Consider the following 25,349-nt stretch of genomic DNA (forward strand, 5'->3'; position numbering starts at 1 on the left):
CGTCCGCACCGTCGCGCTCTGCCCATCCGTCAATGCACGTCGCCGTCCGTAAAGGCACGTCGCCGCCCAAGAAGGCACGCCGTCGTCCATAAAGCGTGGCGGGCTGCCCCAAGGTCCGCGGGCCCCCACCCGTGAACCACCTCGCCCGGCCACGACCGGCCGCGACCACTGTCGCGGCCGTACTCGTGTCGTACACCCTTCCTCGTCCCGTCGTGGATGAGAGAACAAGCCCGTGACGAGGGTGGGTGAGATGAAGTTGTGATGCGATGCGACGTCGTCGTCACGTACCGGCCTGGCGGCCGACCGCTATCCGACGGCAGCGAAGCGCTCGTACTCTTCGTCGTCGAAGGGCAGAATGCCCGCGCTGCGCTCGTACTCGGTGCGTGCGGTCTCCAACAGCCTTCGCCAGGAGGTCACCGTCGGGCGGCGGCGTAGCAGTGCCCGCCGCTCGCGCTCGGTCATCCCTCCCCACACACCGAACTCGACACGGTTGTCCAAGGCATCCGCAAGGCATTCGGTGCGCACCGGGCATCCGGTGCAGACCGCTTTGGCCCTGTTCTGTGCCGCGCCCTGGACGAACAGTTCATCTGGATCAGTAGTGCGGCAGGCGGCCTGCGCACTCCAGTCGGTTACCCAGCCCATGCTGGCGCCGTCCTCTCCCGAATCGGAGCTCCCCCACGGCGACAAACGGCATACTCACCGTCGCCAGTTGAGGACGTTACGGAAGGCGAGCAGGGCGCAACACCCCCTGCAGGCCCAATCTTGGATGGCCCGAACGGACTATGGGTACGCGGCAGATCACCCAACGGAGTGAGCTGACGACATTTGCGATTACTGGTGCAAACCAGGGCAGTTCAGTCGGCGAACATCGGTCAGCTCAGGACACGGGGCCACAATCCGGGCACGTCTCATCACTCACTCGAGTGGGGAGGGGGATGTCGTGCGATGTGGCGCGGCAGCACATACGTGGCTGGCGTGAAACAGCGTATGCGAACACGCGGTCACCTGTCCGGCGATTCGCCACGTAGGCTGCCCCTTATGGGTTACACGCGCTCGGGCGGAGGGCTGTCCACCGCTCAACAGGCCGCCAAGTTCCTCGGCGTCAGCGCGCTGGCCGGCGCCGTGATGGCCGGGCTCGCGCTTCCCGCCGTCGGGGCGTTCGGCCTCACCGCCAAGGAAACGGTCCAGGAATTCGACGACATTCCGGCCAATCTCAAGACACCTCCGCTCAGCCAGCGGACCACGATCCTGGACGCGAAGGGCGGCGAGATCGCGAAGGTCTACTCGCGCGACCGCACCATCGTGAAGCTGGGTGACGTCTCCCCGTACATGCGCAAGGCGATCGTCGCGATCGAGGACGCGCGCTTCTACCAGCACGGGGCGGTCGACCTCAAGGGCGTGCTGCGCGCCGCCAACCGGAACGCGCAGAGCGGCGGCGTCTCACAGGGCGCCTCCACCCTCACCCAGCAGTACGTGAAGAACGTCTTCGTCGAGGAGGCGGGCGACAGCAAGGAGAAGTTCGCCGAGGCCACCCAGCAGTCCATAGGCCGCAAGATCAAGGAACTGAAGTACGCGATCCAGGTCGAGAAGGAACTGGGCAAGCGCCGGATCCTGGAGAACTACCTCAACATCACGTACTTCGGGCAGCAGGCCTACGGCATCGAGGCCGCCTCCCAGCGCTACTTCAGCAAGCCCGCCAAGGACCTGAAGCTGGAGCAGGCCGCGCTGCTGGCCGGTCTCGTCCAGTCGCCGAGCCGCTACGACCCGGTCACCAACCCGGAGACCGCGAAGGCGCGCCGCGACACCGTGCTGCAGCGCATGGCCGAGGTGAAGGACATCACCGCCGCCCAGGCCGCCGCCGCCAAGAAGAAGCCGCTCGGCCTCGATGTCAGCATGCCGCGCAGCGGCTGCATCACGGCCGTCAAGGGCGCGGGCTTCTACTGCGACTACGTGCGCCAGATCTTCCTGAACGACCCGGTCTTCGGCAAAACGGCGGAGGCGCGCGCCAAGCGCTGGAACCAGGGCGGCCTGACGATCCGTACGACGCTGGACCCCCAGGCGCAGGAGTCGGTCCAGAAGTCGATCAAGTCGCATGTGTACCAGTCCGACAAGGCCGCCACCGCCGTCTCGCTCGTCGAGCCGGGCACCGGCAAGGTCCTGGGCATGGGCCAGTCCAAGCCGTACGGCTTCGGCAAGGACCAGACCCAGATCAACCTCTCCGCGGACCACTCCATGGGCGGCTCGAACTACGGCTTCCAGGTGGGGTCCACGTTCAAGCCGATCACCGCCGCGGCCGCCCTCGAGCGGGGCACGCAGCCGTACAAGCGCTACTCCTCGCCGTACAAGATGAAGTACCCGAGCCCGGTCAGCACCTGCAAGGGCACCTGGAGCAACAGCGAGAACTCGACCGTCTCGAACGAGAACGAGTCGGAGGTCGGCCCGTACGGGATGAAGGAGGCGACCGCGAAGTCGGTCAACACCTACTTCGTCCAGCTGATCAGCGACATCGGCGTCTGCCCGGTGACCGAGCTGGCCGACAAGATGGGCGTGGAGCGGGCCGACGGCAAGGAGCACCACCAGGTGCCCTCCGTCACCCTCGGCACCGAGGGCTTCTCGCCGCTGACCATGGCCAACGCGTACGCGACCTTCGCCAACCGCGGCGTCTACTGCTCCCCGGTCTTCATCGACTCGATCACCGGCCCCGGTGGCAAGAAGCTGAAGGTGCCGCAGTCGACGTGCTCGCGCGCGATGTCCGAGAAGACCGCGGACACGATCAACACCCTGCTGCGTGGTGTGGTCGAGGACGGCACCGGCAAGAAGGCCGGTCTCCAGAGCCGGGCGAGCGCCGGTAAGACGGGTACGACGGATGAGCGCCGGGCCGCCTGGTTCGTCGGCTACACCCCGAACCTCGCGGGTGCGGTGTGGGTCGGCGGCGGCCCGGGCGCCAGCGACCTCAAGATGGAGAACATCACCATCGGCGGTGTCCCCCACGACAAGGTCTACGGCGCGGACACCCCCGGCCCCATCTGGAAGGACGCGATGAGCGGCGCGCTGGACGGCAAGCCCGCGCCGAACTTCGTCACCGTGCCGATCAAGGACCCCAGCGCGCGCAAGCCCGCCCCCAAGAAGCCCGCCCCCGAGAAGCCGGGCCGCGACAAGCCCGGGAACGGCGGCGGCCGGAACAACGACCCCTGGCCGGACATCTCCCTCCCGCCGGGCGTGATCGGCGGCAACGGGAACGGCGGCAATGGGAACGGCGGCTTCGAGTGGCCGCGGTAACGGCACCCACTGCCGATTGATCGCGGAAGGGGCCCGGACGACACCGTCCGGGCCCCTTTCTCACATTTCTCACACGTGCGGGCCCCTGCCCCCGACGCGGGCCCTCACCCGCCCGCGAGCTGCCGCTTCACGGCGGCGGCGACCCGGCCGCCCTCGGCCCGGCCCGCGATCTTCGGGTTCACGATCTTCATCACCGCGCCCATCGCCCGCGGCCCCTCGGCGCCGCCCGCGACGGCCTCCCGCACCGCCTCCGCGACCAGCGCCTCCAGCTCGTCGTCCGTCAGCGGCTGCGGCAGATACCCGGCCAGCACCTCGCCCTCGGCCCGCTCCCGCTCGGCCTGCGCCGCCCGGCCGCCCTTGTCGAACGCCTCGGCCGCCTCGCGGCGCTTCTTCGCCTCGCGCGCGATGATCGTCTCCACCTCGGCGTCGGACAGCTCCCGGGCGCTCTCCCCCGAGACCTCTTCCTTCGAGATCGCGGTGATGGTGAGCCGGAGCGTGGAGGAGCGCAGCTCATCGCGCGCCTTGATCGCTGCGGTGAGATCGTCCTGCAGCCTGGACTTGAGCGTGGTGGTCATGGCGTCGAGTCTGCCAGCACTGGCCGGGAATCACCCGAAGATTTCTCCCCCCGCGGCGTTCTGCGACCATGGAGACCATGCGCGCGCGATACGGAGTACCCCTGGGAATCACGGCGGTCGGCGCAGCCGGTCTCGCCTACGCCGTCGGCTTCGAAGTGCGGTCCTTCAGGCTCCGCCGCATCACCGTGCCCGTGCTGCCGCGCGGCATGCGGCCGCTGCGCGTCCTGCAGGTCTCCGACATCCACATGGTGAGCGGGCAGCGCAAGAAGCAGCGCTGGCTCCAGTCGCTCGCCGGTCTGCGCCCCGACTTCGTCGTGAACACCGGCGACAACCTCTCCGACCCCGAAGGCGTCCCCGAGGTCCTGGACGCGCTCGGCCCGCTGATGGAGTTCCCCGGCGCGTACGTCTTCGGCTCCAACGACTACTACGGACCGAAGCTGCGCAACCCCGCCCGCTACCTGATGGAAAAGGCCAACGGCCGCCACGGCCTCAACGGCAACCCTCCGGCCGTCGGCGTCGTCCACAACCCGTGGACGGAGCTGCGCGACGCCTTCGACGGGGCGGGCTGGGTCGGCCTGTCGAACACCCGCGGCCGGCTCAAGCTGGACGACGTGGAGATCGCCCTCACCGGCCTCGACGACCCGCACATCAAGCGCGACCGCTACGCCGAGGTCGCCGGCGGCCCCGAGACCGGCGCGGATCTCTCCCTCGCGGTGGTCCACGCCCCGTACCTCCGCGTCCTCGACGCCTTCACCGCCGAGCACTACCCCCTGATCCTCGCGGGCCACACCCACGGCGGCCAGCTGTGCGTCCCCTTCTACGGCGCCCTGGTCACCAACTGCGACCTGGACACCCGTCGGGTCAAGGGCCTCTCCACCCACGAGGCCGGGGGCCACACCTCCTACCTCCACGTCTCCGCGGGCTGCGGCACCAACCGCTACACCCCCATCCGCTTCGCCTGCCCCCCGGAAGCCACCCTCCTCACCCTCACCCCCCAGGCCCCCTGACCCCCTCCCCCGCCCCGACCTGCGAGACCCCGGGAACCGGATTTCGTGTCTGGCCACAGGTCCGCTAAAGTAGAGCTCGTTGCTTCGGGGTGTAGCGCAGCTTGGCAGCGCGCTTCGTTCGGGACGAAGAGGTCGTGGGTTCAAATCCCGCCACCCCGACTGAAGGAACACCAGGTCAGGGGCCTGATCCGCGAAAGCGGGTCGGGCCCCTGATTCGTTTCCGAGGCGTCTGGCGAGGCCGCCTTAAGACCGGCTGATGGCTCGGGTGATGCCGGCGGCGATCGTGGTTACGAGGAGCCAGCCGCTGATGATCAGCGCGTAGCTCAGCCACTGATACCAACCGTGCGGGGCATAGGCACGCTCTTGGCCGAAGTCGATGACCGGCAGGAGCAGGTCGAAGGTGTAGAACAGCGGGTTGAAGTCGGGGGCCTCTCCGGGCTTGAGCGGAGCCGGGTGGTGAAGGGCGTAGGCGAGCGTGCCGGTCAGTAGGAGCACGCAGAGCCAGGCAGCCGCGCGGAGAGGGCGGAAGCCATAGCCAACCGTGATGTCCTGGACCCAGCTCCACGCGCGTGCGTATGCCGGGAGAGTCGTGCGGTGGCGCCGGTACTTGGCGAGTTGTACGAGCCGTGCGGATGTGTCGTCACCGAGGCACTGATAGGCGGCGGTCAACTGCTGGTAGGCGTGTGGCAGGTACTCGTCGCGCTCCAGGAACGGCAGCCGATCGGCTGCGGGCAGATGGGGCAGGAGAGTGGTGTAGGTGAGCTCACCGAGCCGGACTTGCTCGGGCCACAACGCGGGCTCGGCGTACAGAAGCTGGAGCTGGGTGCGACGCAGATTCACGGTGCCCTCGATCGAGGCGGCGTCGCGCAACCACATTTCCCCGATGACGGCGCTGCTGACGCGCAGTGCCATACCGTCAGGGTTGGACAGACGGGCCTCTGTCAGGTCGAGTTGTCCGGGTATACGAGCGCTGCGCAACGTGATGCGGCCCTGGGCGTGCAATCCGCGCGCGGTGAGGTCGGACCCCACGGTGAGCTTTTCGGCGTTCAGCGCGACGCCATTGGGATTGTGCAACCGAGCCGACGACAGCGCGACCTGAGCGGTCACCGTGGCTCCGTCCAGGCGCACCTCGCCGCGAGCGGATAGGGCGGTAGCCACGACCGCGTCGCCGATCACGGTGTGGTTCAGCGCGACGGCGACTCCCTGCTCCTCGGGATCCGCCGGTTCGGCCCGCAGCTCGTCCAGATAGAGAGTGCGGGCGATCCGGGCCGAGCTGAAGCTGACCGTTCCAGTCGCACGGCACTCACTCAGTGCAACAAAGCCCTCGAACTGGGCTCCGACCGCGGTCAGTCCTGGCAGGACGGACCGCCACAGGTGCAGCTCGCCGAGGCGAGCGGCGTACAGGTCGGGTGCAGCGTCGAAGTAGCAGTGAGTCAGGTGCGCAGGAGAGGCGATGTCCCCGTGCCGCAGGTCCAGCTGCCCGGAGATCCGCACTCCCCGGACGTCGACCTTCGCCACCTCCCCCGCGGTGGTGGGATGACTGAGCAGAAGAGCGCGCAGCACCTCGGCGCGCACCGTTCGCTCCGGTCCCCAGTCCACGCCTTCCGCCGGGTCCTCCTCGGGCGCGGCGCGGAAGTCGACAGCAACACCAGTTGGAAAGGCATCCCACATTCGGCGTTCCGGTGGCGTGAGCTCGTCGTAGGTCAGCATCCGTGCACGTTAGCGATCGCCATCGGTCGCTGCACTGGGGATCGAGCAGTGACCCAGCCCCTGGGCGGGGCTTTCACTGGCAACGTCACCGCGGCGAGTTCCTGAGGTGACTGCAACAGCTGCGGTCGAACCGTCGGCCGCCCCAACAAGCGTCGAAAGCTGGAGCACACCACGCCGGGCTGATGCTGGTTCGAGGAGCTGGGCATGCCGGTTGCGCGACTTGGGCCCGGGCCTGGAGGGCGCGAGGGAAGCCGACTTGCAGAGCCAAGGCGGCGGCCTCTGGCCAGCGGCCGTTGCAGCGGTCGGGCTGGTTCAAGGGCTCGCGAAGGCCCCCGCCGCCGGACTCCCCTCGTCCGGCGGCGGGGGCCAACCTCCGTGGAGAGGCCCGGCGCATCCTCGGCACGCGGCCTTCTGCCTCCTCGCCCACGAATCGATGTCCGCGCGCGTAGGAGACCGCCCAGGCTGGGGGCACGGGCTCGTGCGGCGGGAGGCATCGTCGTTGCGAGCGGGGACGGCAGGATGAGGGCGAAGATCCGGCCACCGACTCCGGGTGAAGGTCGACCCGCCACCTGTCCTCGAACCCGAGGTACGGATCTTATTCAGTCAGCCATGTCTTGGGCCTGGTACCCGAGCAGGCCAATCTTGAACAGCGGCGGAAGCATCTGTTCAAGGTACCAAGAAAGATCAGTCAGCTCCTCTGCCACAGGGTGAGACCGCCTATTGATCGAAGGGGAGAAGGAGATATTCGTCCTACCGTAGAAGAATAGGAGCAGGCCACCTGTTTCCACCTCTGGATGGTAAATGGAGATTCCGACCTGTTGCCGATGACGCTCAGGGGAGTCCAAAGTTGCGACGACGTGCGCGAACGCCTCGGACGGTGTGCTGTACCAGTCGAGGTCACCGTCTTCGTCAGGCACGGCGTACGAGATCCCGCGGAGTTCCACTGGTGACCAGCCTGATTCGGACAGGGCATGGACTACGAGGGACACAGAAACCGGCGCCTGGAATGTAAAGTCAATATCTGCTGTCCGGGCCACTTATCCCGCCCCCTTGGGAATCACTCGCCACGTGTAGTTCTTCTTGTCGAACCACTTGACAATATTTTCGGGTATTGGCTTCTCTGAGATCAGGGAGAACTTCCTTCCACCTTCCTCGGCTATTAGGCGTGCGTCGCCGAGGTTCGACTTGAACTTCTCCATGACCTTCGGGGTCTCGTTTGCCAGCTCCCAATACTTCCCGGACTTCGCCTCGTACCACACTTCGACACCATCATCTCCGGTGAAAGCTCCATCGAACTCACGCCCCCCTTCTTTGCACCAGGCGCGTTGATGGTCAGTGGCATCGAGCTGACCGACCGTCCAGACGACGGTGCGGTGCAACGACGTGAAGCCGGGGAAAGGGGATCGGACGGCCGCATAGAGGAGAGAACGGCGCATCCGGGCGAAGCGCAACGCGATCAGCGTTGTCCAGGGCACCCGCCACAACCCGTACCCCGTCAGTGTTCCAAGCCCGTGCGTCCGGCTCGCTCCGCCTGGGTCAGCACGCCCGGGACCGTGCGCTTGGCCTGGCGGATCTGCCGCACGTCAGCGATCACCGCGATGGCGAGGCATATCAACGGGATGGCCCATAGCAGGCCGTTGAGCTCGACCAGGGACTTCACGTCCCGGTCGGCCGGGTGCCGGACGGAGTAGTTGGCCAGTATGTGGTGGGCGCAGGCGGCCGTGACAGGGAGCAGGCCCGCGATTCGCGGCCATCCGCGTGCGCGTATGAGTACGCCAACTCCAAGCGCCGCAACGGCGGTGTAGACCAAGTGCGGGCTGGTCTGCGCGGCGGGATGGAGCCCGCCCGCACCCAAGGAGCCCGCCGGGGCGGGGAACCAGGCGAAGAGGAGCTGATCCGGGCCGGGGATATACGGGGTTCCGATAAGGCTCTTGGGAATGATCCACCCGCCGTCCGGGTGTCCGATGGCCCGGTTCGAGCTCAGCCCGTACCGAGCTACCGCCTCCAGCAGACCGAAACCGGCACCCAGCGCGGCCCCAGTCACCACATAGTCGGTCAGGCCCCACTGACGGCGGACCTTGATGTTCCAGGCCGCCAACAGCAAGGGCGTAACCTTCACCAGTTCTTCGACCACCGGATCAACGGTGTATCCGGCGGTCTGCACGGCCTCGATCAGCACCCCACCACTGGGCTGATCAGCGATGGCTCGTGTATACGCGTACTCCAGTAACGCGGTAGCAATCCCACAGCCGTAGACCCCCACCGCGATCGCCAACAGCACGGTGCCAATCCGCACCGACCGCGACGGCGAAGACAGCACCAGCAACTGCGCCACGCCATACACCGACGCGGCCAGCATCAATAACGCCACGCCTCTTCCCCCAACGGCCGCCGACTCGAAGACGTGAGGCTACGGGGACACCGAGTGACGAACAAGAGACTCTCAGGCACCTGTCCCGCCTCTCCCGACAGCCGTCGATCTCCCCCACGCCCAGCCGTGGGCGGCGGCTGTCACGTCCGGGACTTGGGTCCGAGACGGGTGAGGAACTCGTCTCTCCTCGGGGAAGCCGTTGTGTCGCTGAAGTGGCTCGGTTGGTCTTTCACCGCGGCCTCGCACTTCTCCAGCTGGTCGCCGAACCCGCGCTCGCCGTAGCGAACGTGGAGTGGACCTGCTGGCACGTGCGCCCGACTGCGCGGTTCTGCGATGACGGCGAAGCCCTGCAACACCGTTGCGGGGTCCGTGTAGCTGGTGAAGGGCGACCGCGCGTGCGCGCAGGAGATCATTGAGCACGCGCACGGGCGACGTCGGGCACAGGGCCAGGAGTGTGTCCAGCGCCGTCTCCCACTGCTCGGTCAGTCCAAGCACGATCACCGTCGAAGCCGCGTTCCACGCCACCGCGCTGGGAACGCTCGGCATCGTCCTCTCTCGGCGACCGGTTGTACGCGCGCGTGGGCGGCGGCCATCCCCACGGGCGTTCTCACCTCAGATGACCAGTTGGGTCTGTGCTCGCCATGCGTGCGTTGACCTGAGGTACCTGGGAGCCGGCCCTCTCCCGGAGGCCCCGCGACATGCGGGATCTTGGGGGTCGCGGTGGGGTCGCCTTCTTCGTCGGCGTGATCCCGACAGAAGGGGCGCGTCTCCTCTTTGCGGCCGCCGGTGGGAAGCGCCTCGCGCCCCGCAGCACGTTCGGAACCCTCGTGGCGGTCTGTAACTGTCCCTACACTGTGCATACTGCGACATCACACACTTCGGGGGGACCGATGTTCCGGCGAGCGGTAGTGGCACCCGGTATGCCTGAAGAGGGGGCGGCGCCGACCGGCCTGCCGCGGGCGCGTCGGTTGTGCGCCTGGGCGTTGGATTTCGCCGTCATCGTGGCCGTGGCCGTGCTGCTCGGCTGGTTCACCTTCCACCGGGTCGGTGCCGAGGTAACCGATGTGACGAGCCTGGCCGGGACCAGCGCTTGGGAGGTCATCACCTCGCATGGCGATATCGCGGGGGCGGGTCAGGATGTCGGGGAGTCGCTGTGGCGCTCTGCGGTGAACGCCGTCCAGCAGGCATTCGCAGCGCTGGTCGCGTTCACCTTCGCCTACCACTTCCTCTCGCTGGCCGTGATGGGCCGTACCCCGGGGCAGGCGTTGACGGGCCTGTGCGTCGTGCGGCGCCGGGGTGGCGGGCGGCCCGGGCAGGGCCGGGTCGCGGTGCGCGCCGCGGTGAGCACGCTGGTCGACGTCGGTTGGTATGCGCTGGCCTGCTGCCTGCTGGCCGGGGGTGCGGTCGGCCTCTCGGTGCTGTGCTGGATCGTCGCCATAGCCTTCTTCGCCGTCAACGCGGGGCTGGCGCTGATAGGCTCCCGGAGGTCGCTGGCCGACCGGCTGGCTGGGGTCACGGTCACCGGCGCGTGGCGCCTCCGGGCCGCGCTCGCACGGATCAGAGGGCGGCGCGGCGAGATGGTCGGCTGAAGAGCCGGAGCCTCACAGGCGCCGGTCGGCACCTCGTGGATCGTGGAGTCGGCCGACGGTCGTTCCCGCTCACCGCTACGGGGCCGTCCCGGAATTCAAGGCCCAGGCCGAGGTGGCGGATCGGGGCGCTCCCTTCCACAGGGGCAGAGGGTAGAAAGGGCGTATGGCGCGCCGTTCCTTAGCCTCCTCTTCCGAAGCCTCCGTTGCCGAAACTTCCGGTACCGAAGCTTCCGCTTCCGATCCCTCCCAGCCCCGTACCGACGCCCCCGAATCCGATGCCGAGGCGATGGTCACCGCCGTGCTGACCGCGTCCCGGCTGCTTGTGGCCGTCTCCGCCCGGTCGTTGGCGGCGGTGGAGGAGTCGCTGACGCTGCCGCAGTTCCGGATGCTGGTCGTCCTGGACGCCGGAGGGCCGTTGAGCCTGTCCGGGCTGGCCGGGGAGTTGGGGGTGCAGCCGTCGACCGCCATGCGCATGATCGACCGCCTGGTCACGACGGGCGTGGTCGCGCGGGGCGGCTCCGCCGAGGACCGGCGTACCAGCATGATCTCGCTCACCCAGGGCGGTCGGCGGATCGTGGCCGAGGTCACCGATCGGCGGCGCCGGGAGATCGCGCGCATCGTCGACGTCATGCCCGCCGGGCAGCGCCGTCATCTGATCGAGGCGCTGCAGGCGTTCGCCGAGGCGGGCGGCGAGCCGTCCGTCGAGGCCGGTCCGCAGGCCCACGCCGCCTGGTGACCCACCGCGCCGGGGCAGGCCACCCGGCGCCCGGACGGTGGGCCCGGGTAACCCTGCGAGAATGATCAACTGCTCTGGGAGACCGTAAGTCCGGTGGGTGGCCGGGGGGATGGGGACGTGCGATGAGGCTGCGGGACCGGCTGCGGTATTGGTTCGACGGCACGATGGACCGGGGGACGCCCGCGCTGATCGGCTGGCTCGGACTCGCCTCGCTGGCGTTGATAGCCGTGGTCTCCACGCTGGTGGTCGCCTTCTCGCACGAGGACACCCGGAAGAGCGGCGGCTGGTCGGGCGTGGTGTGGATGAGCCTGCTGCGGACGCTCGACCCGGGCACCATGGGCGGGGACACGGGCCGGCCGCTGTTCCTGGTGCTGATGCTCACGGTCACGATCGGCGGCATCTTCATCGTCAGCGCGCTCATCGGTGTGCTCACCACGGGCCTGGAGAACCGGATCCAGATGCTGCGCAAGGGGCGGTCGCGGCTGATCGAGCGCGGGCACACGATCGTGCTGGGCTGGTCGGACCAGGTGTTCACGGTGATCGCGGAGTTGGTGGAGGCCAACCAGAGCGCCCGCCGCTCGTGTGTGGTGATCCTCGCCGACCACGACAAGGTCGACATGGAGGATCAGATCCGCCACCGGATCCCCGCGACCGGCCGCACCCGGGTGGTCTGCCGATCCGGAAGCCCGCTGGAGCGGGGCGATCTGGAGCTGGTGAGCCCCGACACCGCCAAGTCGATCATGGTGTTGCCCCCGGTCGGAGACGACACCGACACGGACGTCATCAAGGTGCTGCTGCTGCTCAACAGCCGGAAGTGGAAGGGCACGCGGCCGAACGTCGTGGCGGCCGTGGAGAGTTCGGACAACCTGCCCGCGGCCCGTCTCGCCGCCGGTAAGAACGCGCTGATCATCGACGCCGACGACATCGCCGTACGGCTCATCGCCCAGGCGCACCGGCAGTCCGGGCTGTCCAGCGTCTTCAACGAACTGCTCAGCTTCGAAGGTAACGAGTTCTACTTCCGCGACGAGCCCGCGCTGGCGGGCTCGACGTACGCGGACATCCTGGCCCACTACGCGCAGGGCATGGCCGCCGGGCTGCGCAGGAGCGAGGGTGAAGTACTGGTCAACCCGCCGATGGACACCGTCGTCCGGGCCGACGACCAGCTGCTGGTGATGGCCGAGGACGATCTGCTGATACGGCGCGCCGAGACCCGGGCCGAGATCGTCCCGTCCGCGATCACCACCGCGCCCGGCCGGCCGCCGGTCCCGGACCGCACCCTGCTGATCGGCTGGAATTCCCGGGCGTCGAAGCTGATCAAGCTGCTGGACAGCTTCGTCGAACCCGGTTCGGCGGTGGATATCGCGGCGCCGCGGCGGCCGCGGAAGGGGGTGCCGGAGGGGCTGAAGAACCTGACGGTCGGTCACAAACGGTGTGAACCGACCCGCCGGTCGTCCCTGGAGGCCCTTGACCTCGGCAGCTACCAGCACATCGTGGTGCTCTCCGACGACGGTATCGATCCCAGGCGCGCGGATGACCGGACGCTGGTGACGCTGCTGCACCTGCGCGACATCGAGGTGCGGCTCGGTGACCCGTACTCGATCGTCACGGAGATGAACGATGACAGCAACCGGGAGATCGCCCAGGTCACCAAGGCCGACGACTTCATCGTCAGCACCAAGGTCATCAGCCTGCTGCTGACCCAGCTGACCGAGAACCGCGACCTCTACACGGTGTTCATCGATCTCTTCGACCCGGAGGGTTCGGAGATCTACCTCAAACCGGCCACCAACTATCTGGTGCCCGGCGCCGAGGCCAACTTCGCGACGGTCGTCGAGGCCGCACGGCGGCGCGGCGAGACGGCCCTCGGCTACCGGCTCGCACGGCACGCCGACGTACCGCCCGCCTACGGGGTCTTCCTCAACCCGGACAAGGCCGCGCCGCTGGTCCTGGAGGAGGGGGACGCGATCGTCGTGCTCGCCGAGGAGTAACGCTTCTGCGGGCTCGGCGGGGCCGGCGGGGCCGGCGGGGCCAGGGGTCCGGCTATTGGCGGCTCAGGGAGCGGCTGATGCCCGCCGCGGTCGTGGTGGCCAGAATCCAGCCGGTGACGATCAGGAGGTACGAGAGCCACTGGTACCCGCCCCGCGGGGCGAAGGCGCTCTCCTGCCCGAAGCCGATGATGGGGAGGAGCAGGTCGAGGGTGTAGAAGACCGGGTTGAAGTCGGGGGCCTCGCCGGACTTCAGGGGCCGCGGGTGGTGGAGGGCGAAGGCGACGGCGCCGGTGAGGAGCAAGGCGGAGAGCCAGCCCGCGGCGCGCAGGGGGCGGAAGCCGTAGCCGACGGTGACGTCCTGGAGGTGGCCCCAGACGCGGGCGTAGCGCGGCAGGGTACGGCGGTGGCGGCGGAGCTTGGCGAGCTGGACGGTACGGGCGGCGGCCTCGTCGCCCGCGGCGCGGTAGGCGGTGGTCAACTGCTCGTAGGAGGCGGGGAGGTAGCCCTCCACTTCGCGTTCCAGGAGCGGTAGCCGCTCTTCGGCGGGGAGGTGCGGGGCGAGGCTGCGGTAGCTGAGGCCGTCGATCTTGACGCGGTCGGGCCAGACCTCGGGACGGATGTGCAGCAGGTCGATCTGGGAGCGGCGCAGGTTCACATCGCCCTCGACGGGGGCGGCCTCGCGGAACCACAGCTCGCCGATGACGCAGCTGCTGGCGCGCAGGGCCTGGCCGCCGGGGTGGGACAGCCGGGCGTAGGCGAGGTTGAGGTGGCGGGGCATCCGGGCCCCGCTGAGGTTGACGTGTCCTTGCGCGCGCAGCCGCATGGCGTGCAGATCGTTGCCGACGGAAAGGTTCTCGGCGTGCAGGGCGATGCCGCCGGGGGCGTGGAGTGCGCTGTCGTCGAGGTTCACCTGGCCGGCCACGGTGGCCTCGTTGAGCCGTAACTGCCCGTGGGCGACGAGGCGCTTGGCCTGGACATCGGCGCCGATGACCGCGTGGTTGAGCTGCAGCAACGGTTCCTCGCAGCGGGTGTCCGGAGTGCCCAGACGCGCCCCGTCGAGGAACAGCCCTCCGGCGATCTGCGCCCCGGCGAGCCGCACCGGGCCGGTCGTGCGGCATTCGGTCATCCGCAGGACGCCCTCGGTGTGCAGGGCCCCGGCCGTGAGCCCGGGCAGCACGGAGCGGCTGAGCACCAGGACGCGCAGCCGTGCCCCGTACAGCTGCGGGGTGCGCTCGAAGTGGCAGGACCGCAGCCGTACGGCGTGCTCGACCGCCCCGTACTTCAGGCGCAGCTCACCGGTGATGCGCGCGCCGATCAGCTTCAGGCCCGCCACCTCGCCGTCGCGCGTGGGCCCGTCGAGCAGCAGCGCGCGCAGCACCTCGGCTCGTATGGTCCGCTCGGGCCCCCAGGAGCCGCCGCTTTCGGGGTCGTCGTCGGCGCCTTCGCGGAAATCGACGCTCTCATCGAGCGGGAAGGCCCGCCAGACGCGCCGCTCCGCCGGTGTCAGGTCCGTGATCTCCACCGGCGGGATCGTGTCGCGGCGGCGTTCGGGGTGTCAACCGCGTTGTGTTTCGCGGTGCTTGGACTCGGTGTCGGCGGTCTCGGTGGTGCTTTCGGCGGCAGGGGCCGCGGCGGGCTTGGGACGGATGAGGCGGCGCGCCAGGGGCTCCGTCCAGCGGGCGGTGAGGGGGCCGACGATGACGAGGATCAGGACGTACGCCGTGGCCAGGGGGCCCAGCTGTGGTTCGATGCCCGCGGTGACGGCGAGGCCGGCGATGACGATGGAGAACTCGCCGCGCGCCACCAGGGTGCCGCCCGCGCGCCAGCGGCCCTTGGCGGAGAGCCCGGCGCGCCGCGCGGCCCAGTAGCCGGTGGCGATCTTGGTGCAGGTGGTGACGACCGCCAGGGCCAGGGCGGGCAGCAGGACCGGCGGGATGCTGGCGGGGTCGGTGTGCAGGCCGAAGAAGACGAAGAAGACGGCGGCGAACAGGTCGCGCAGCGGGCTGAGCAGGTTGTGGGTGCCCTCGGCGACCTCGCCGGAGAGGGCGATGCCCACCAGGAAGGCGCCTACGGCGGCGGAGACCTGGAGCTGCTGCGCTATCCCGGCGACCAGCAGGGTCAGGCCCAGCACGACCAGCAGCAGCTTCTCGGGGTCGTCGCTGGAGACGAAGCGGGAGATGTGGCGGCCGAAGCGGACGGCGACGAAGAGGACGAAGCCCGCGACGCCGAGCGCGATGGCCAGGGTGATGCTGCCCGCGGCCAGTCCGACACCGGCCAGCAGGGCGGTGACGATCGGCAGATAGACGGCCATCGCCAGGTCTTCGAGGACCAGGATGGACAGGATGACCGGGGTTTCGCGGTTGCCGAGCCGCCCCAGATCGCGGAGGACCTTGGCGATGACGCCGGACGAGGAGATCCAGGTGACCCCGGCCAGCACCACGGCGGCCACCGGGCCCCAGCCCAGCAGCAACGCCATGATCGCGCCGGGCAGGGCGTTGAGCGTGGCGTCGACCAGCCCGGCCGGGTACTGGGTCTTGAGGTTGCTGACCAGATCGCTGGCGGTGTACTCCAGCCCGAGCATCAACAGCAGCAGGACGACGCCGATTTCGGCGCCGATCGCGACGAACTCCTCACTGGCCCCGAGCGGCAGCAGCCCGCCCTCGCCGAAGGCCAGCCCGGCGAGCAGATAGAGGGGGATGGGCGAGAACTGGAAACGTCCGGCGAGTCGGCCCAGCAGTCCCAGCCCGAGGATGACCGCACCGAACTCGATCAGGAAGACGGCAGAAGAGTGCATCCGTCTGTCACTCCCGCCCCAATATTGCCGCGGCGGCTTCCACGCCCTCGCGCGTGCCGATCACGATCAGGATGTCGCCTCCCGCCAGCCGGAAGTCCGGGGCCGGGGAGGGGATGGCGTCCGCCCGGCGCAGCACGGCCACGATGGAGGTGCCGGTCTCGGTGCGGGTCCGCGTCTCGCCCAGCACCCGCCCGTTCCAGTACGAGTGCGAGGACAGCTCGATCCGCTCGGCGACCAGCCCCAGCTCGGTGGTGGACAGCAGCGTGGGGCTGTGGTGCGCGGGCATCAGCGCGCTGATGAGCGCCTCCGCCTCGCCCGGGGTGAGCCGGGTGGCCAGCGCGCACTCGTCGGGGTCCTCCCGGCGGTACGCGCTCAGCGTCCGTCCACCGTCCCGGTGCGCGACCACCGACAGCCGGCCCTGGTCCCGCGTGGTCAGGTCGTAACGGACTCCAATGCCCGGCAACGGCGTACTGCTCAACCGCGGAACACCCACAGCCATCCCCTCCTCGTGGCCTTCGCGCTGGTAGCGCGGGTCGAAGTGTCGTCCGGCCACCGTAACAAATGGTAAAGAGTAAGTAATGGCGGAAAGTGATCCGTGGCCCGGTGGAACAATCCGCGTTCGGGTGTCCGTACCCCGGCAGACGCGCGAGAAAGACGGTGATCATGATCGAGTGGCGGCAGCTCAGCGTCGGCATGAGGCCCGTACCCGAGCCCGTCGCCACCCCGGTCATCTGGTCCGCGGCCTTCGCCGGGGCCCTGCTGCTGGTGGCCGTCCTCAACTCGCTCGGCGGCCATGGGCGGCCGACGCTCGCCCTGATCGCGCTGTCGCTGTTCGCAGCCGTGCTCGGGCTGTGCGCGCGGTTCGTGGCGGCGCCGGGGACGGCCGTGCTGTGCTGGCTCTTCCTCAACGCCTTCGCCATCCCGCCCGCGGGCGAGCTGACCTGGGCGGGCGACCGCGACAGCGCCTGGCTCGGGTGCCTGCTCGGCGCGGGCGTCGTCGGAACGGCCTGCGCCCGCGTCGTCAACGCCCGCGCGGGCTACCGCCGGATCACGCCACGCGACGGCTGAGCGGGGGCCGAGCGGGGCTGGGTGGCACGTTCCGCGAGCCGGGTTAGGTACGGCGTGGCGGGTTAGGTACGGCGTGGCCCGGGCGCAGGGCCCAGGCCACGCCGGTCGCCCTGCGGAGGGCTACTCCTCGTTGCCGTAGGGCCGGGTGATGATCTCCATGCCATGACCGGCCGGGTCCATGAAGTACAGCCCGCGGCCGCCGTAGTGGTGATTGATCTCGCCCGGCTGCTTACCGTGCGGATCGGCGTAATACGTGATGCCCTGCTCCCGTATCCGCTGGAACGCCGCGTCGAACTCCTCGTCGGAGATGAGGAACGCGTAGTGCTGCATGGTGATCGACTCGGCGGGGACGCTGGCGAAGTCCAGGGTGACCCCATTGCTGGTGGAGACCGGTATGAACGGGCCCCAGGCGTCTCCCACCTCCAGGCCCAGAATGGTGGCCAGGAATTCGGCGGATTCGCGGTTGTCCCGGGAATGGACGATGGTGTGGTTCAGCTCGACTGACACTGTGGAATGCCTCCCGATAAGGCAATCTCACGGGCACCTCCATGCCTCACCCAGCCGGTGACCGACACGCGATGCCGTATCTCCGATCCTAGGCACCATCCGGCTCGCCCGTCGAGCCTCTCCGGACCGCCGCCACGCTGAAGATTCCGCCCTCGGCGTCGCGGAGCGCCGCGATGCGGCCGTAGGGGGTGTCGACCGGCGGGGAAACGACGCTTCCGCCCAGTTCCACGGTGCGTTCGGAGACCTGGTCGACATCCGCGACGCGGAAATAGGCATGCCAGCGGGGCCGCACATTCGGATCGGGGGCGGCTTCCAGGGCGCCGCCGCGCAATCCGGCCACGGCCTTCCCGTCGATGTGCAGGACCACGCGGTCATGCTCGAAGCGGACGTCGCACCGCTCCCGCGCCTGGGCGTCCCAGCCGAAGACATGACCGTAGAAGAGCGCCGCGTCGAACGCGTCGCGCGTACGCAATTCCAGCCACACCGGGGCGCCCGGCCTGCGCTCGCCCCACCAGGCGGAGGTGAGATCGCCCTCCCAGACGCCGAAGACGGCGCCGGCCGGATCGGCCGCCCAGGCCACCCGGCCGTTGCCGAATTCCAGCGGTCCGACCGCGACCGTGCCTCCGCGCTCCTGGACGCGCCAGGCCACCTCGTCCGCGCTGTCCGCCGCGAAGTACGTCGTCCAGGTGACGGGCAGCGTCACACCCGCCGTCGGGGCCGACGCACCGATACCAACCGTCGGTACGCCATCTTCGGTACAGGCGATGGTGTAACGGCCGTGCCCGTACCGCGTGGGCCGGAACGTCCAGCCGAAGAGATCTCCGTAGAAGGCGTGCGCGCGGTCCAGATCGGCTGCCATCAGGCTCACCCAGCAGGGTGCTCCCTGGACAGCGCGGAACCTCTCCCGCAAGCCGCTCACCTCACTCCGCTCACTCCGCGTCCATCGCGGCTCAGGCCGCGTCCACCGCGATGGACGGCCCTTCCGCGCGCAGCCCTCATCGCTCGCGCGTCACGCCCGATATCTTCACTTTCCTCCGATCCCGCGGCCCGCGCCACCGCACTGATCGCGAAGCGCCCCGGGGAGCGGCCGCGGCCCGGCTGTGGTACATCACACCGGGGCGCGTCTGCCAACGTGTCGTGGACGAGCCGCCGCGGCAGGGCAGTATTGCGCCCATGTCGAATCTCCGCTCGAACATCGTCACGTGGCTGAGCCGCAAGTACTTCACGAAGATTCAGAAGAACGGGTTCGATCTGTCCAAGATGTCGTTCCTTCCGGATGCCACGCTGGCACCGCTGAGGCGCGACGGACTCGACCCCGTGGCAGATATCGCCAAAACCAGGGCAAAGGAACCCATCAGCAAGATTTGGCTCCCTTTCGGGATCAACGGGTGGCTCGTCACCGGCTATGACGAGACCAAGGCGGTCCTCGGAAAGGCGAAGGGATTCAGCTCCGACTTCACCAACCTCGCCGAGAAGACCGTCGGCTTGGCCCAACAGCAGAATCCCGGCGGCCTCGGCTTCAGCGATCCACCGACGCATACGAGACTGCGACGGCTGCTGACGCCCGAATTCACCATGCGGCGGCTCAGCAGGCTCACCCCGCGCATCCACGCCATCGTGGAGGAGCGGCTGGACGAGATGGCCGCGGCCGAGGGCCCGGTCGACCTGGTGGAGATGTTCGCGCTCCCCATTCCGGCCCTCGTCATCTGCGAACTGCTCGGCGTTCCGTACGAGGACCGCGATGACTTCCAGCGGTACAGCACGGCACGGTTCGATCTGTTCGGTGGCGCGAACGCGTCCTTCGGCGCCATGTCGGATTCGCTGGCGTATCTGCACGGAATCGTCCGCAAGCAGCGTGAAGAACCGGGTGACGGGCTGCTCGGCATGCTGGTGAAGGAACACGGCGACGAAATCGACGACCAGGAGCTGGCGGGGCTGGCCGACGGGGTGCTGACCGGCGGTCTGGAAACCACTGCGAGCATGCTGGCGCTGGGCACGCTCGTCCTGCTGCAGGCGCCGGAACAGTTCGCGGCGATGCGCGACCAGGAAGACGTCGTCGACCGTTTCGTGGATGAGCTGTTGCGCTATCTCTCCGTCGTCCAGGTGGCGTTCCCGCGGTTCGCGCGCGAGGACATGGAGATAGCGGGCACGAAGATATCCGCGGGCGATCTGGTGCTGTGCTCGCTGAGCGGAGCGAATCGCGACGACAAGCTGGGCCCGGACATGGAGCGGGTCGATCCGCACCGGCAGACACCGTCTCACCTGGCCTTCGGCCACGGCATTCACCGCTGCATCGGCGCCGAACTGGCCAAGATGGAACTCCGGGCGGCCTATCCCGCGCTGGTCCGGCGATTCCCGGAAATGCGGCTGGCCGTGGATGCCGACAAGCTCAAGTTCCGGAAGCTGTCCATCGTTTACGGCGTCGACGCGCTGCCGGTGACGCTGCGCTAGCCGAGCGCTCGAAGGAGATCACGGGGAATCGCGGGGAGGGGAGACACCGGGAGGGTGCGGGGGGACGGGGAGAGAAGGGGGCGAGGGCGGGGGATCACGAGGTGGATACGGGGAGTTGGGGTACGGAGGCCGTCAGAAGCGCTCGATGAGTTGCTCACGCCCGGCCGGCGGCTCGTACGAACCGGGCCAGAAATCGGTGATGGTCTGGATCCGGCCGTCGGGCGCGGAGGTGAAGAAGCTGATGCCGTGCGTCTCCTCCTCCTCGTCGCTGAACCGGACCCAGGAAACCGCCTGGGCGGCGTCGGCGACCACGCGCTCGACCTCCAGGCTCCACTCGCCGAGCTGCTCGGCGTTGAAGCGGACCACGCCGTCCCGGCCGACCACCCGCTCCCGCGTCTGTGGAAACTCGTAGCGGACGTCGTCGGCGAGGGTCGCGCCGAACGCCCTCCAGTCCCTGGCCTGGGCCGTTGCCCAGTATGTCTCCACGGTCGCGGCTATGTCGCCCATCGTCTCCCCTCCATCACGGCCCATCTGTCCATGCCCGCCGCGAACGTTATCCACAGGCGCGAGGGGACGCCAGCGCGGATGTCGGGGTGCGGCGCAGAATGGGGTCATGACTGAGAGCACGGAGTCCATGCCGGACTGGGAAATGCGGTTTCGGGCACCGCGAGTGGGGTTGCCGGAGTGGGCGGAAGACGCCCCGGACCGGTCGCTGTTCGTCTCGAACGCCACGGGCACATACGAGCTGTACGCATGGGACCGCGCGACCGGCGCGCAGCGGCAGGTGACGGACCGGCCGAACGGGACGACGGACGGGGTGCTGACACCGGACGGCCGGTGGATCTGGTGGTTCTCGGATACCGACGGTGATGAGTTCGGGGTGTGGCTGCGCCAGCCCTTCGAAGGCGGCGGGAGCGGCGACAGCGGCCCGGGCGGCGAGGGCGGGAAGCCGGGGACGGACGAGCCCGCGGCGCCCGGTCTCGAACCCTCCTATCCGGCGGGTCTCGCGCTCGGCCGGGACGGCACGGCGGTCGTCGGCCGGTCCACGGACGAGGAGGGCTCGACGATCCATGTGGTGGCGCCGGGAGCCGAGCCCCGGGAGATCTACCGGCACCGGGAGTCGGCCGGGGTGGGCGACCTGTCGCACGACGGGACACTGATCGCGGTCGAGCACACCGAGCACGGCGACGCCATGCACTCGGCGATCCGGGTCGTCCGGCTGGACGGTACGGCGGTCGCGGAGCTGGACGACACGAAGGGCGGCACCGAGGAGCTGGGCCTGGCCGTCATGGGCTTCGCGCCGGTCGCCGGGGACACCCGGCTGCTGGTCGGGCACCAGCGGCGGGGCCGGTGGGAGCCGATGGTGTGGGATCCGCTGACCGGGGTGGAGACGGCCCTGGCCATCGATCTGCCGGGCGATGTCGGCGCGGACTGGTTCCCGGACGGCTCGGCGCTGCTGGTCTCCCACAGCCACCACGCGCGCGGCGAGCTGTGGCGGTATGAGCTGGCCTCCGGTGAGCTGACCCGTGTCGAGACCCCGGCCGGGACGATCGCGGGCGCCTCCGCGCGGCCGGACGGCTCGATCGAGTTCCTGTGGTCCTCCGCCGAGCAGCCGCCGCAGGTGCGGTCGACGAGCGGGCGGACCGTGCTCGACCCGCCGGGGCTCAAGGCCCCCGAGTCGGTGCCGGTCACCGACGCCTGGGTGGACGGACCGGGCGGGCGGGTGCACGCCCTGGTGCAGAAGCCCGAGGGCGAGGGCCCCTTCCCCACCGTCTTCGACATCCACGGCGGGCCGACCTGGCACGACAGCGACGCCTTCGCGGCGGGCCCGGCGGCCTGGGTCGACCACGGTTTCGCCGTCGTCCGGGTCAACTACCGCGGCTCGACCGGGTACGGGCGGGCCTGGACGGACGCGCTCAAGCACCGGGTCGGGCTGATCGAGCTGGAGGACATCGCGGCGGTCCGTGAGTGGGCGGTGGCCTCGGGGCTGGCCGACCCCGAGCGGCTGGTGCTGTCCGGCGGCTCATGGGGCGGCTATCTGACGCTCCTGGGCCTGGGCGTCCAGCCCGAGGCCTGGGCGCTGGGCCTGGCCGCGGTCCCGGTCGCGGACTATGTGACGGCCTACCACGACGAGATGGAGGCCCTGAAGGCGATGGACCGCACGCTCCTCGGGGGCACCCCGGAGGAGGTGCCGGAGCGGTTCGAGGCGTCCTCCCCGCTGACCTACGTGGATCAGGTGCGGGCGCCGGTCTACATCTCTGCCGGGGTGAACGATCCGCGCTGTCCGATACGGCAGATCGACAACTATGTGGAGCGGCTGCAGCAGCGCGGCGCCCCGCACGAGGTGTACCGCTATGACGCGGGGCACGGCTCGCTCGTGGTCGAGGAGCGGATCAAGCAGTTGCGCTTGGAGATCGATTTCGCTCAGCGCCATCTGGGGCGGGGTCCGGCCGCGGGCCGGGCGCAGGAGCCGCAGGCCCGTCCGGAGTGATGCCCAGCGCGAGGTCGCGGGCGGCCTCGACCTCGCGCCGGTAGAGCCGGAACCACATGAAGACCACGAAGCCCGCGAAGACGAACCACTCACCGGTGTAGCCGAGGTTCTGGAACGCCTTGAGGTCCAGCCCGGTGCCCTCCGCCACGACGGGGGGCACCGGCCGCAGGGCCCCGGGCGCCTGGGAGGAGGTGATCCACGCGTCGTACACCGTGTACGGCACCAGATTGACCAGCGAGGCGTCGCTGATCATGCCCAGCTGGCCGCGCGGCAGCGCGCCGCTCGCGGTCACCCCGCCGCTGCCCTCGTGCTCGGTCGCCTGCAGCGCTCCGGTGACCGTCACCCGGCCGGACGGCGGCGCGGGCACCTTGGCGGTGTCGGCCTTGGAGGAGGCGTCCCCGGGCAGCCAGCCGCGGACCACGGGCAGCGCCTTGCCCTCGTCGGTGCGCAGCAGCGTCAGCACATAGAAGCCGGTACGGTCGCCGAGCCGCCGGTCGGGAACGAGGAGTTGGTGTTCGGTGTCATACCGGCCGGTGGCGGTCGCCCGCCGCCCGGAGGTCTCCGTGGTGACCGGCAGCAGGTCGCGCAGCGGCTTCGCCGTGGCCTTCTCGGCGACGGACGCGTCGTCCTGCTGCTGCTTGTGCGTGTCGATGCGCGTCTCGAAGCGGCTGAGCTGCCAGCTGCCCATGAAGAGGCAGAACGGGATCGCCACCACGGTGAACACGTTGATCACCCACCAGCGGGGTGTCAGCAGAAACCGATGCACACCCCCACGGTACGGGCCCCACGGCTGGCCCCCGGCGGCGGGCCCCGGGATCACGCCGCCGGGAGGGCCCGAACAGGCGCCGGGACGGGCACCGGAGCCGGGTCGGCGCCGGGGAGGAGGGGGCCCGGGAGGAGGCTCAGGGCGAGGCTCAGGAGGAGGCCAGCAGGCCGGTGCCGTAGACCGTCCCCGCGCAGGCACCGCTCAGGGTCACGCTGCCGACCGCGGGCTCGCCCGCCTCCGGCGTATAGCTGACCTGGACACTCGCGGCCGGCTGCTCGCCACCGCCGCCGCCCGGGGAACCGCTCGGGTCACCCGAGCCGGGCTGGTCCGACGGGCCGTCGGCGGCATCCGGGGAGGGGTTGGCGGTCGGTGTATCACCGCCGGAGCTGGGGCATCCGCTGGGGCCGCCGCCCGACGCCGGTATCCATGCGAACCGGACCTCGTACGCCTGGCCCGGCTGCAGGATCAGCGAGCCCGGCGCGGTGGCCGGGTCGGGCAGACCACTGGCCGCGTCACCCGTCGTGTGATCGACGTAGAAGACCTTCGCGGGGTCCGCCCCGCCCTGCGCGGCCACGCCGAAGGTGCCGCCGCCCTCGACCATGCAGGCCTGACGGGAGGTGTTCACCACGCGGAACGAGCCATAGATCCGGCCCTCGGCGTCGGCGCCTCCGGCCGATCCGCCGCTGCCGCCGAGCTGGGTGCGGGAGCAGGTGGGCGAGGTGGCGTTCAGCGTGCTGGAGGGGTCGGGGGCGGTGCCGTCCGAACCGCCGTCCGGGGCGCCCTTGGACGGCTTGTCCTTGCCCTTCTCGCCGTCCTTGTCCTTGTCACCGTGGTGATCCGTCCGGGCCTTGTCGGAGGGCCCGTCGGGGTCCTTGCCGCCGCTGCCCTCGCCGTGCCCGCCGCTGTCGCCCTCCTGGGGAGTGCGGTGGCTGCTGGCCGCGTTGGCCGGGCGGTCGGTCGAGGCGTTGCTGGCGGACGTGACGTGCACCAGGGCGGGCAGCGCGGCGCCGCCGAGCACCACCGCCGCCACGGCCCCGACCAGGGCCTGGCGCCGCCGAGCCCGGCGGGCGGGCACGGCGCGCCGCAGCTGCTCCAGGGAGTGCGGAGGCGGCTCCAAGTCGTCCACCGCGTGGTGCAGCATCCGCCGTAGCGCTTGCTCGTCCATGTCATGTGCGCCGCTTATGTCACGTGCGCCGCTCATGTCACCGGCGTCGTCCGAACCGGCTCCGTCAGGGCCCGCGCCGTCAGGGCCCGCGCCGTCAGGGCCCGCGCTGTCGGGGCTCGTTCCGTCGGGGCTCACGCCATCAGGGGCCGCTCCGTCGGGAGTGGCTTGCGCCGGCTCGCGGTCGGCCTTCCGGTCGGGGTCCTCCGGGCCCGGCGTGTCGTTCTCGTGGTTCATGCGGGGGCCTCCATGGCGACGCGGAGCGCCGCGATGCCGCGCGAGCCGTACGCCTTGACCGAGCCGAGCGATATGCCCAGTGTCTCGGCCACCTGGGCCTCGGTCATGTCGGCGAAGTAGCGGAGCACCAGGACCTCGCGCTGGCGGCGCTGCAGTCCCTTCATCGCCTTGATCAATTGGTCGCGCTCCAGCTGGTCGTACGCGCCTTCCTCGGCACTGGCCATGTCGGGCATGGGCTTGGAGAGCAGCTTCAGGCCGAGGATGCGGCGGCGCAGCGCGGAGCGGGAGAGGTTGACGACCGTCTGCCGCAGATAGGCGAGGGTCTTCTCCGGGTCGCGGACTCTTCGGCGTGCCGAGTGCACGCGGATGAACGCCTCCTGCACCACGTCCTCGCAGGACGCGGTGTCGTCGAGGAGGAGTGCGGCGAGGCCGAGCAGCGACCGGTAGTGGGCGCGGTAGGTCTCGGTGAGGTGATCGACTGTGGTCCCCGCTGCCATCGCGTCGTCAGTGCCCTCGCGCCCTGTCGCGAGGGGCGCGGGACGCGCGGCAGACCATGGCGCGATCACCGGCATACCGCCTGCCGCGCGCGGACGCGGGGGCCGCACTGCCGCGCCGCCG

General features: G+C 69.8%; 23 protein-coding genes and 1 tRNA gene. 9 read left to right on the top strand and 15 right to left on the bottom strand.

The features are described 5' to 3' along the window. Window positions 1-306: 306 nt before the first annotated feature. Window positions 307-642 carry a WhiB family transcriptional regulator gene (locus ACFZCY_RS01670; protein ID WP_030829787.1) on the bottom strand — a complete coding sequence of 112 codons (336 nt, stop codon included), beginning with the start codon at window positions 640-642 and terminating at the stop codon, window positions 307-309. Between the two features lie 396 nt (window positions 643-1,038). On the opposite strand from ACFZCY_RS01670, the gene ACFZCY_RS01675 reads away from it, so the two are divergent. Then, window positions 1,039-3,279, top strand: a complete 2,241-nt coding sequence (locus tag ACFZCY_RS01675) for a transglycosylase domain-containing protein (RefSeq protein WP_391168554.1) — start codon at window positions 1,039-1,041, stop codon at window positions 3,277-3,279. 104 nt (window positions 3,280-3,383) lie between these two features. Here ACFZCY_RS01675 and ACFZCY_RS01680 read toward each other — a convergent pair whose 3' ends face one another. Next, entirely contained in the window at window positions 3,384-3,854 is a 471-nt protein-coding gene (locus ACFZCY_RS01680) for a GatB/YqeY domain-containing protein (protein WP_391168556.1), read from the bottom strand. A gap of 77 nt (window positions 3,855-3,931) precedes the next feature. Here ACFZCY_RS01680 and ACFZCY_RS01685 point away from each other — a divergent pair, with 77 nt between their 5' ends. After that, a complete protein-coding gene (locus ACFZCY_RS01685) occupies window positions 3,932-4,861 on the top strand; it encodes a metallophosphoesterase (protein ID WP_391168558.1) in 930 nt (309 codons plus the stop codon). A gap of 85 nt (window positions 4,862-4,946) precedes the next feature. After that, window positions 4,947-5,020: transfer RNA gene (locus tag ACFZCY_RS01690), tRNA-Pro, on the top strand. Window positions 5,021-5,104: 84 nt separating this feature from the next. Here the strand turns inward: ACFZCY_RS01690 and ACFZCY_RS01695 are convergent. From ACFZCY_RS01695 to ACFZCY_RS01710, 4 genes are all read right to left on the bottom strand, one after another. Beyond that, window positions 5,105-6,568: a membrane-associated oxidoreductase gene (locus ACFZCY_RS01695; RefSeq protein ID WP_391169362.1), complete on the bottom strand. Its 1,464-nt coding sequence runs from the start codon at window positions 6,566-6,568 to the stop codon at window positions 5,105-5,107. Between the two features lie 602 nt (window positions 6,569-7,170). Continuing rightward, the gene (locus ACFZCY_RS01700) at window positions 7,171-7,488 is read right to left on the bottom strand and encodes a hypothetical protein (RefSeq protein WP_391168559.1); all 318 of its coding nucleotides are present in this window, start codon (window positions 7,486-7,488) and stop codon (window positions 7,171-7,173) included. Window positions 7,489-7,608: 120 nt separating this feature from the next. Then, window positions 7,609-8,046 carry a hypothetical protein gene (locus tag ACFZCY_RS01705; protein ID WP_391168560.1) on the bottom strand — a complete coding sequence of 146 codons (438 nt, stop codon included), beginning with the start codon at window positions 8,044-8,046 and terminating at the stop codon, window positions 7,609-7,611. 20 nt (window positions 8,047-8,066) lie between these two features. After that, window positions 8,067-8,942 (bottom strand): PrsW family glutamic-type intramembrane protease, encoded by an 876-nt coding sequence (locus ACFZCY_RS01710; RefSeq protein WP_391168561.1) that lies wholly within the window; start codon window positions 8,940-8,942, stop codon window positions 8,067-8,069. 920 nt (window positions 8,943-9,862) lie between these two features. On the opposite strand from ACFZCY_RS01710, the gene ACFZCY_RS01715 reads away from it, so the two are divergent. The 3 genes from ACFZCY_RS01715 to ACFZCY_RS01725 all read left to right on the top strand — a co-directional run bounded on the left by ACFZCY_RS01715 (window position 9,863) and on the right by ACFZCY_RS01725 (window position 13,255). After that, window positions 9,863-10,531, top strand: a complete 669-nt coding sequence (locus ACFZCY_RS01715; protein ID WP_391168563.1) for an RDD family protein — start codon at window positions 9,863-9,865, stop codon at window positions 10,529-10,531. 286 nt (window positions 10,532-10,817) lie between these two features. Then, entirely contained in the window at window positions 10,818-11,267 is a 450-nt protein-coding gene (locus ACFZCY_RS01720; protein WP_391168565.1) for a MarR family transcriptional regulator, read from the top strand. A gap of 122 nt (window positions 11,268-11,389) precedes the next feature. Continuing rightward, window positions 11,390-13,255, top strand: coding sequence for a potassium transporter TrkA (locus tag ACFZCY_RS01725; RefSeq protein WP_391168566.1), 1,866 nt, complete (start codon window positions 11,390-11,392; stop codon window positions 13,253-13,255). Between the two features lie 52 nt (window positions 13,256-13,307). On the opposite strand, the gene ACFZCY_RS01730 is transcribed toward ACFZCY_RS01725, so the two are convergent. Genes ACFZCY_RS01730 through ACFZCY_RS01740 form a run of 3 tightly spaced genes read right to left on the bottom strand, consistent with a single transcriptional unit; the run spans window position 13,308 to window position 16,548 of the window. Next, a complete protein-coding gene (locus ACFZCY_RS01730; protein ID WP_391168567.1) occupies window positions 13,308-14,777 on the bottom strand; it encodes a membrane-associated oxidoreductase in 1,470 nt (489 codons plus the stop codon). Between the two features lie 33 nt (window positions 14,778-14,810). Continuing rightward, window positions 14,811-16,049: a cation:proton antiporter gene (locus ACFZCY_RS01735; RefSeq protein ID WP_391168568.1), complete on the bottom strand. Its 1,239-nt coding sequence runs from the start codon at window positions 16,047-16,049 to the stop codon at window positions 14,811-14,813. Between the two features lie 7 nt (window positions 16,050-16,056). Continuing rightward, complete coding sequence (locus tag ACFZCY_RS01740; RefSeq protein ID WP_391169364.1) at window positions 16,057-16,548, bottom strand: TrkA C-terminal domain-containing protein; 492 nt, start codon at window positions 16,546-16,548, stop codon at window positions 16,057-16,059. Window positions 16,549-16,712: 164 nt separating this feature from the next. Here ACFZCY_RS01740 and ACFZCY_RS01745 point away from each other — a divergent pair, with 164 nt between their 5' ends. After that, a complete protein-coding gene (locus tag ACFZCY_RS01745) occupies window positions 16,713-17,117 on the top strand; it encodes a hypothetical protein (protein ID WP_391168570.1) in 405 nt (134 codons plus the stop codon). A 120-nt stretch (window positions 17,118-17,237) separates the two neighbouring features. Here ACFZCY_RS01745 and ACFZCY_RS01750 read toward each other — a convergent pair whose 3' ends face one another. After that, window positions 17,238-17,624 carry a VOC family protein gene (locus ACFZCY_RS01750; protein ID WP_391168572.1) on the bottom strand — a complete coding sequence of 129 codons (387 nt, stop codon included), beginning with the start codon at window positions 17,622-17,624 and terminating at the stop codon, window positions 17,238-17,240. 88 nt (window positions 17,625-17,712) lie between these two features. Further along, window positions 17,713-18,483, bottom strand: a complete 771-nt coding sequence (locus ACFZCY_RS01755) for a VOC family protein (protein ID WP_391169366.1) — start codon at window positions 18,481-18,483, stop codon at window positions 17,713-17,715. 314 nt (window positions 18,484-18,797) lie between these two features. Between ACFZCY_RS01755 and ACFZCY_RS01760 the strand changes: the two genes are divergently transcribed. Further along, window positions 18,798-20,075: a cytochrome P450 gene (locus ACFZCY_RS01760; RefSeq protein ID WP_391169368.1), complete on the top strand. Its 1,278-nt coding sequence runs from the start codon at window positions 18,798-18,800 to the stop codon at window positions 20,073-20,075. A gap of 132 nt (window positions 20,076-20,207) precedes the next feature. Here ACFZCY_RS01760 and ACFZCY_RS01765 read toward each other — a convergent pair whose 3' ends face one another. Then, the gene (locus ACFZCY_RS01765; protein WP_391168573.1) at window positions 20,208-20,582 is read right to left on the bottom strand and encodes a nuclear transport factor 2 family protein; all 375 of its coding nucleotides are present in this window, start codon (window positions 20,580-20,582) and stop codon (window positions 20,208-20,210) included. A gap of 127 nt (window positions 20,583-20,709) precedes the next feature. Between ACFZCY_RS01765 and ACFZCY_RS01770 the strand changes: the two genes are divergently transcribed. Then, window positions 20,710-22,566 carry a prolyl oligopeptidase family serine peptidase gene (locus tag ACFZCY_RS01770; protein WP_391169370.1) on the top strand — a complete coding sequence of 619 codons (1,857 nt, stop codon included), beginning with the start codon at window positions 20,710-20,712 and terminating at the stop codon, window positions 22,564-22,566. Here ACFZCY_RS01770 and ACFZCY_RS01775 read toward each other — a convergent pair. From ACFZCY_RS01775 to ACFZCY_RS01785, 3 genes are all read right to left on the bottom strand, one after another. After that, entirely contained in the window at window positions 22,469-23,332 is an 864-nt protein-coding gene (locus tag ACFZCY_RS01775; protein ID WP_391168575.1) for an SURF1 family cytochrome oxidase biogenesis protein, read from the bottom strand. The two genes, ACFZCY_RS01770 and ACFZCY_RS01775, sit on opposite strands and share 98 nt — an antisense overlap. A gap of 148 nt (window positions 23,333-23,480) precedes the next feature. Next, window positions 23,481-24,731: a hypothetical protein gene (locus ACFZCY_RS01780; protein ID WP_391168577.1), complete on the bottom strand. Its 1,251-nt coding sequence runs from the start codon at window positions 24,729-24,731 to the stop codon at window positions 23,481-23,483. Continuing rightward, the gene (locus tag ACFZCY_RS01785; protein ID WP_391168578.1) at window positions 24,728-25,303 is read right to left on the bottom strand and encodes a SigE family RNA polymerase sigma factor; all 576 of its coding nucleotides are present in this window, start codon (window positions 25,301-25,303) and stop codon (window positions 24,728-24,730) included. The genes ACFZCY_RS01780 and ACFZCY_RS01785 overlap by 4 nt, the downstream gene beginning before the upstream one ends. Window positions 25,304-25,349: the final 46 nt, after the last annotated feature.

The organism is Streptomyces sp. NPDC007983, assembly GCF_042958345.1.
In the GTDB taxonomy this organism is placed as follows: domain Bacteria; phylum Actinomycetota; class Actinomycetes; order Streptomycetales; family Streptomycetaceae; genus Streptomyces.

Bases quoted from the DNA above. Each gene is read 5' to 3' on its own strand.
- ACFZCY_RS01670 (WP_030829787.1), bottom strand. From the start codon at position 642: ATGGGCTGGGTAACCGACTGGAGTGCGCAGGCCGCCTGCCGCACTACT.
- ACFZCY_RS01675 (WP_391168554.1), top strand. From the start codon at position 1,039: ATGGGTTACACGCGCTCGGGCGGAGGGCTGTCCACCGCTCAACAGGCC.
- ACFZCY_RS01680 (WP_391168556.1), bottom strand. From the start codon at position 3,854: ATGACCACCACGCTCAAGTCCAGGCTGCAGGACGATCTCACCGCAGCG.
- ACFZCY_RS01685 (WP_391168558.1), top strand. From the start codon at position 3,932: ATGCGCGCGCGATACGGAGTACCCCTGGGAATCACGGCGGTCGGCGCA.
- ACFZCY_RS01715 (WP_391168563.1), top strand. From the start codon at position 9,863: ATGCCTGAAGAGGGGGCGGCGCCGACCGGCCTGCCGCGGGCGCGTCGG.
- ACFZCY_RS01720 (WP_391168565.1), top strand. From the start codon at position 10,818: ATGGTCACCGCCGTGCTGACCGCGTCCCGGCTGCTTGTGGCCGTCTCC.
- ACFZCY_RS01725 (WP_391168566.1), top strand. From the start codon at position 11,390: ATGAGGCTGCGGGACCGGCTGCGGTATTGGTTCGACGGCACGATGGAC.
- ACFZCY_RS01735 (WP_391168568.1), bottom strand. From the start codon at position 16,049: ATGCACTCTTCTGCCGTCTTCCTGATCGAGTTCGGTGCGGTCATCCTC.
- ACFZCY_RS01740 (WP_391169364.1), bottom strand. From the start codon at position 16,548: ATGGCTGTGGGTGTTCCGCGGTTGAGCAGTACGCCGTTGCCGGGCATT.
- ACFZCY_RS01745 (WP_391168570.1), top strand. From the start codon at position 16,713: ATGATCGAGTGGCGGCAGCTCAGCGTCGGCATGAGGCCCGTACCCGAG.
- ACFZCY_RS01755 (WP_391169366.1), bottom strand. From the start codon at position 18,483: ATGGCAGCCGATCTGGACCGCGCGCACGCCTTCTACGGAGATCTCTTC.
- ACFZCY_RS01760 (WP_391169368.1), top strand. From the start codon at position 18,798: ATGTCGAATCTCCGCTCGAACATCGTCACGTGGCTGAGCCGCAAGTAC.
- ACFZCY_RS01765 (WP_391168573.1), bottom strand. From the start codon at position 20,582: ATGGGCGACATAGCCGCGACCGTGGAGACATACTGGGCAACGGCCCAG.
- ACFZCY_RS01770 (WP_391169370.1), top strand. From the start codon at position 20,710: ATGCCGGACTGGGAAATGCGGTTTCGGGCACCGCGAGTGGGGTTGCCG.
- ACFZCY_RS01780 (WP_391168577.1), bottom strand. From the start codon at position 24,731: ATGAACCACGAGAACGACACGCCGGGCCCGGAGGACCCCGACCGGAAG.
- ACFZCY_RS01785 (WP_391168578.1), bottom strand. From the start codon at position 25,303: ATGCCGGTGATCGCGCCATGGTCTGCCGCGCGTCCCGCGCCCCTCGCG.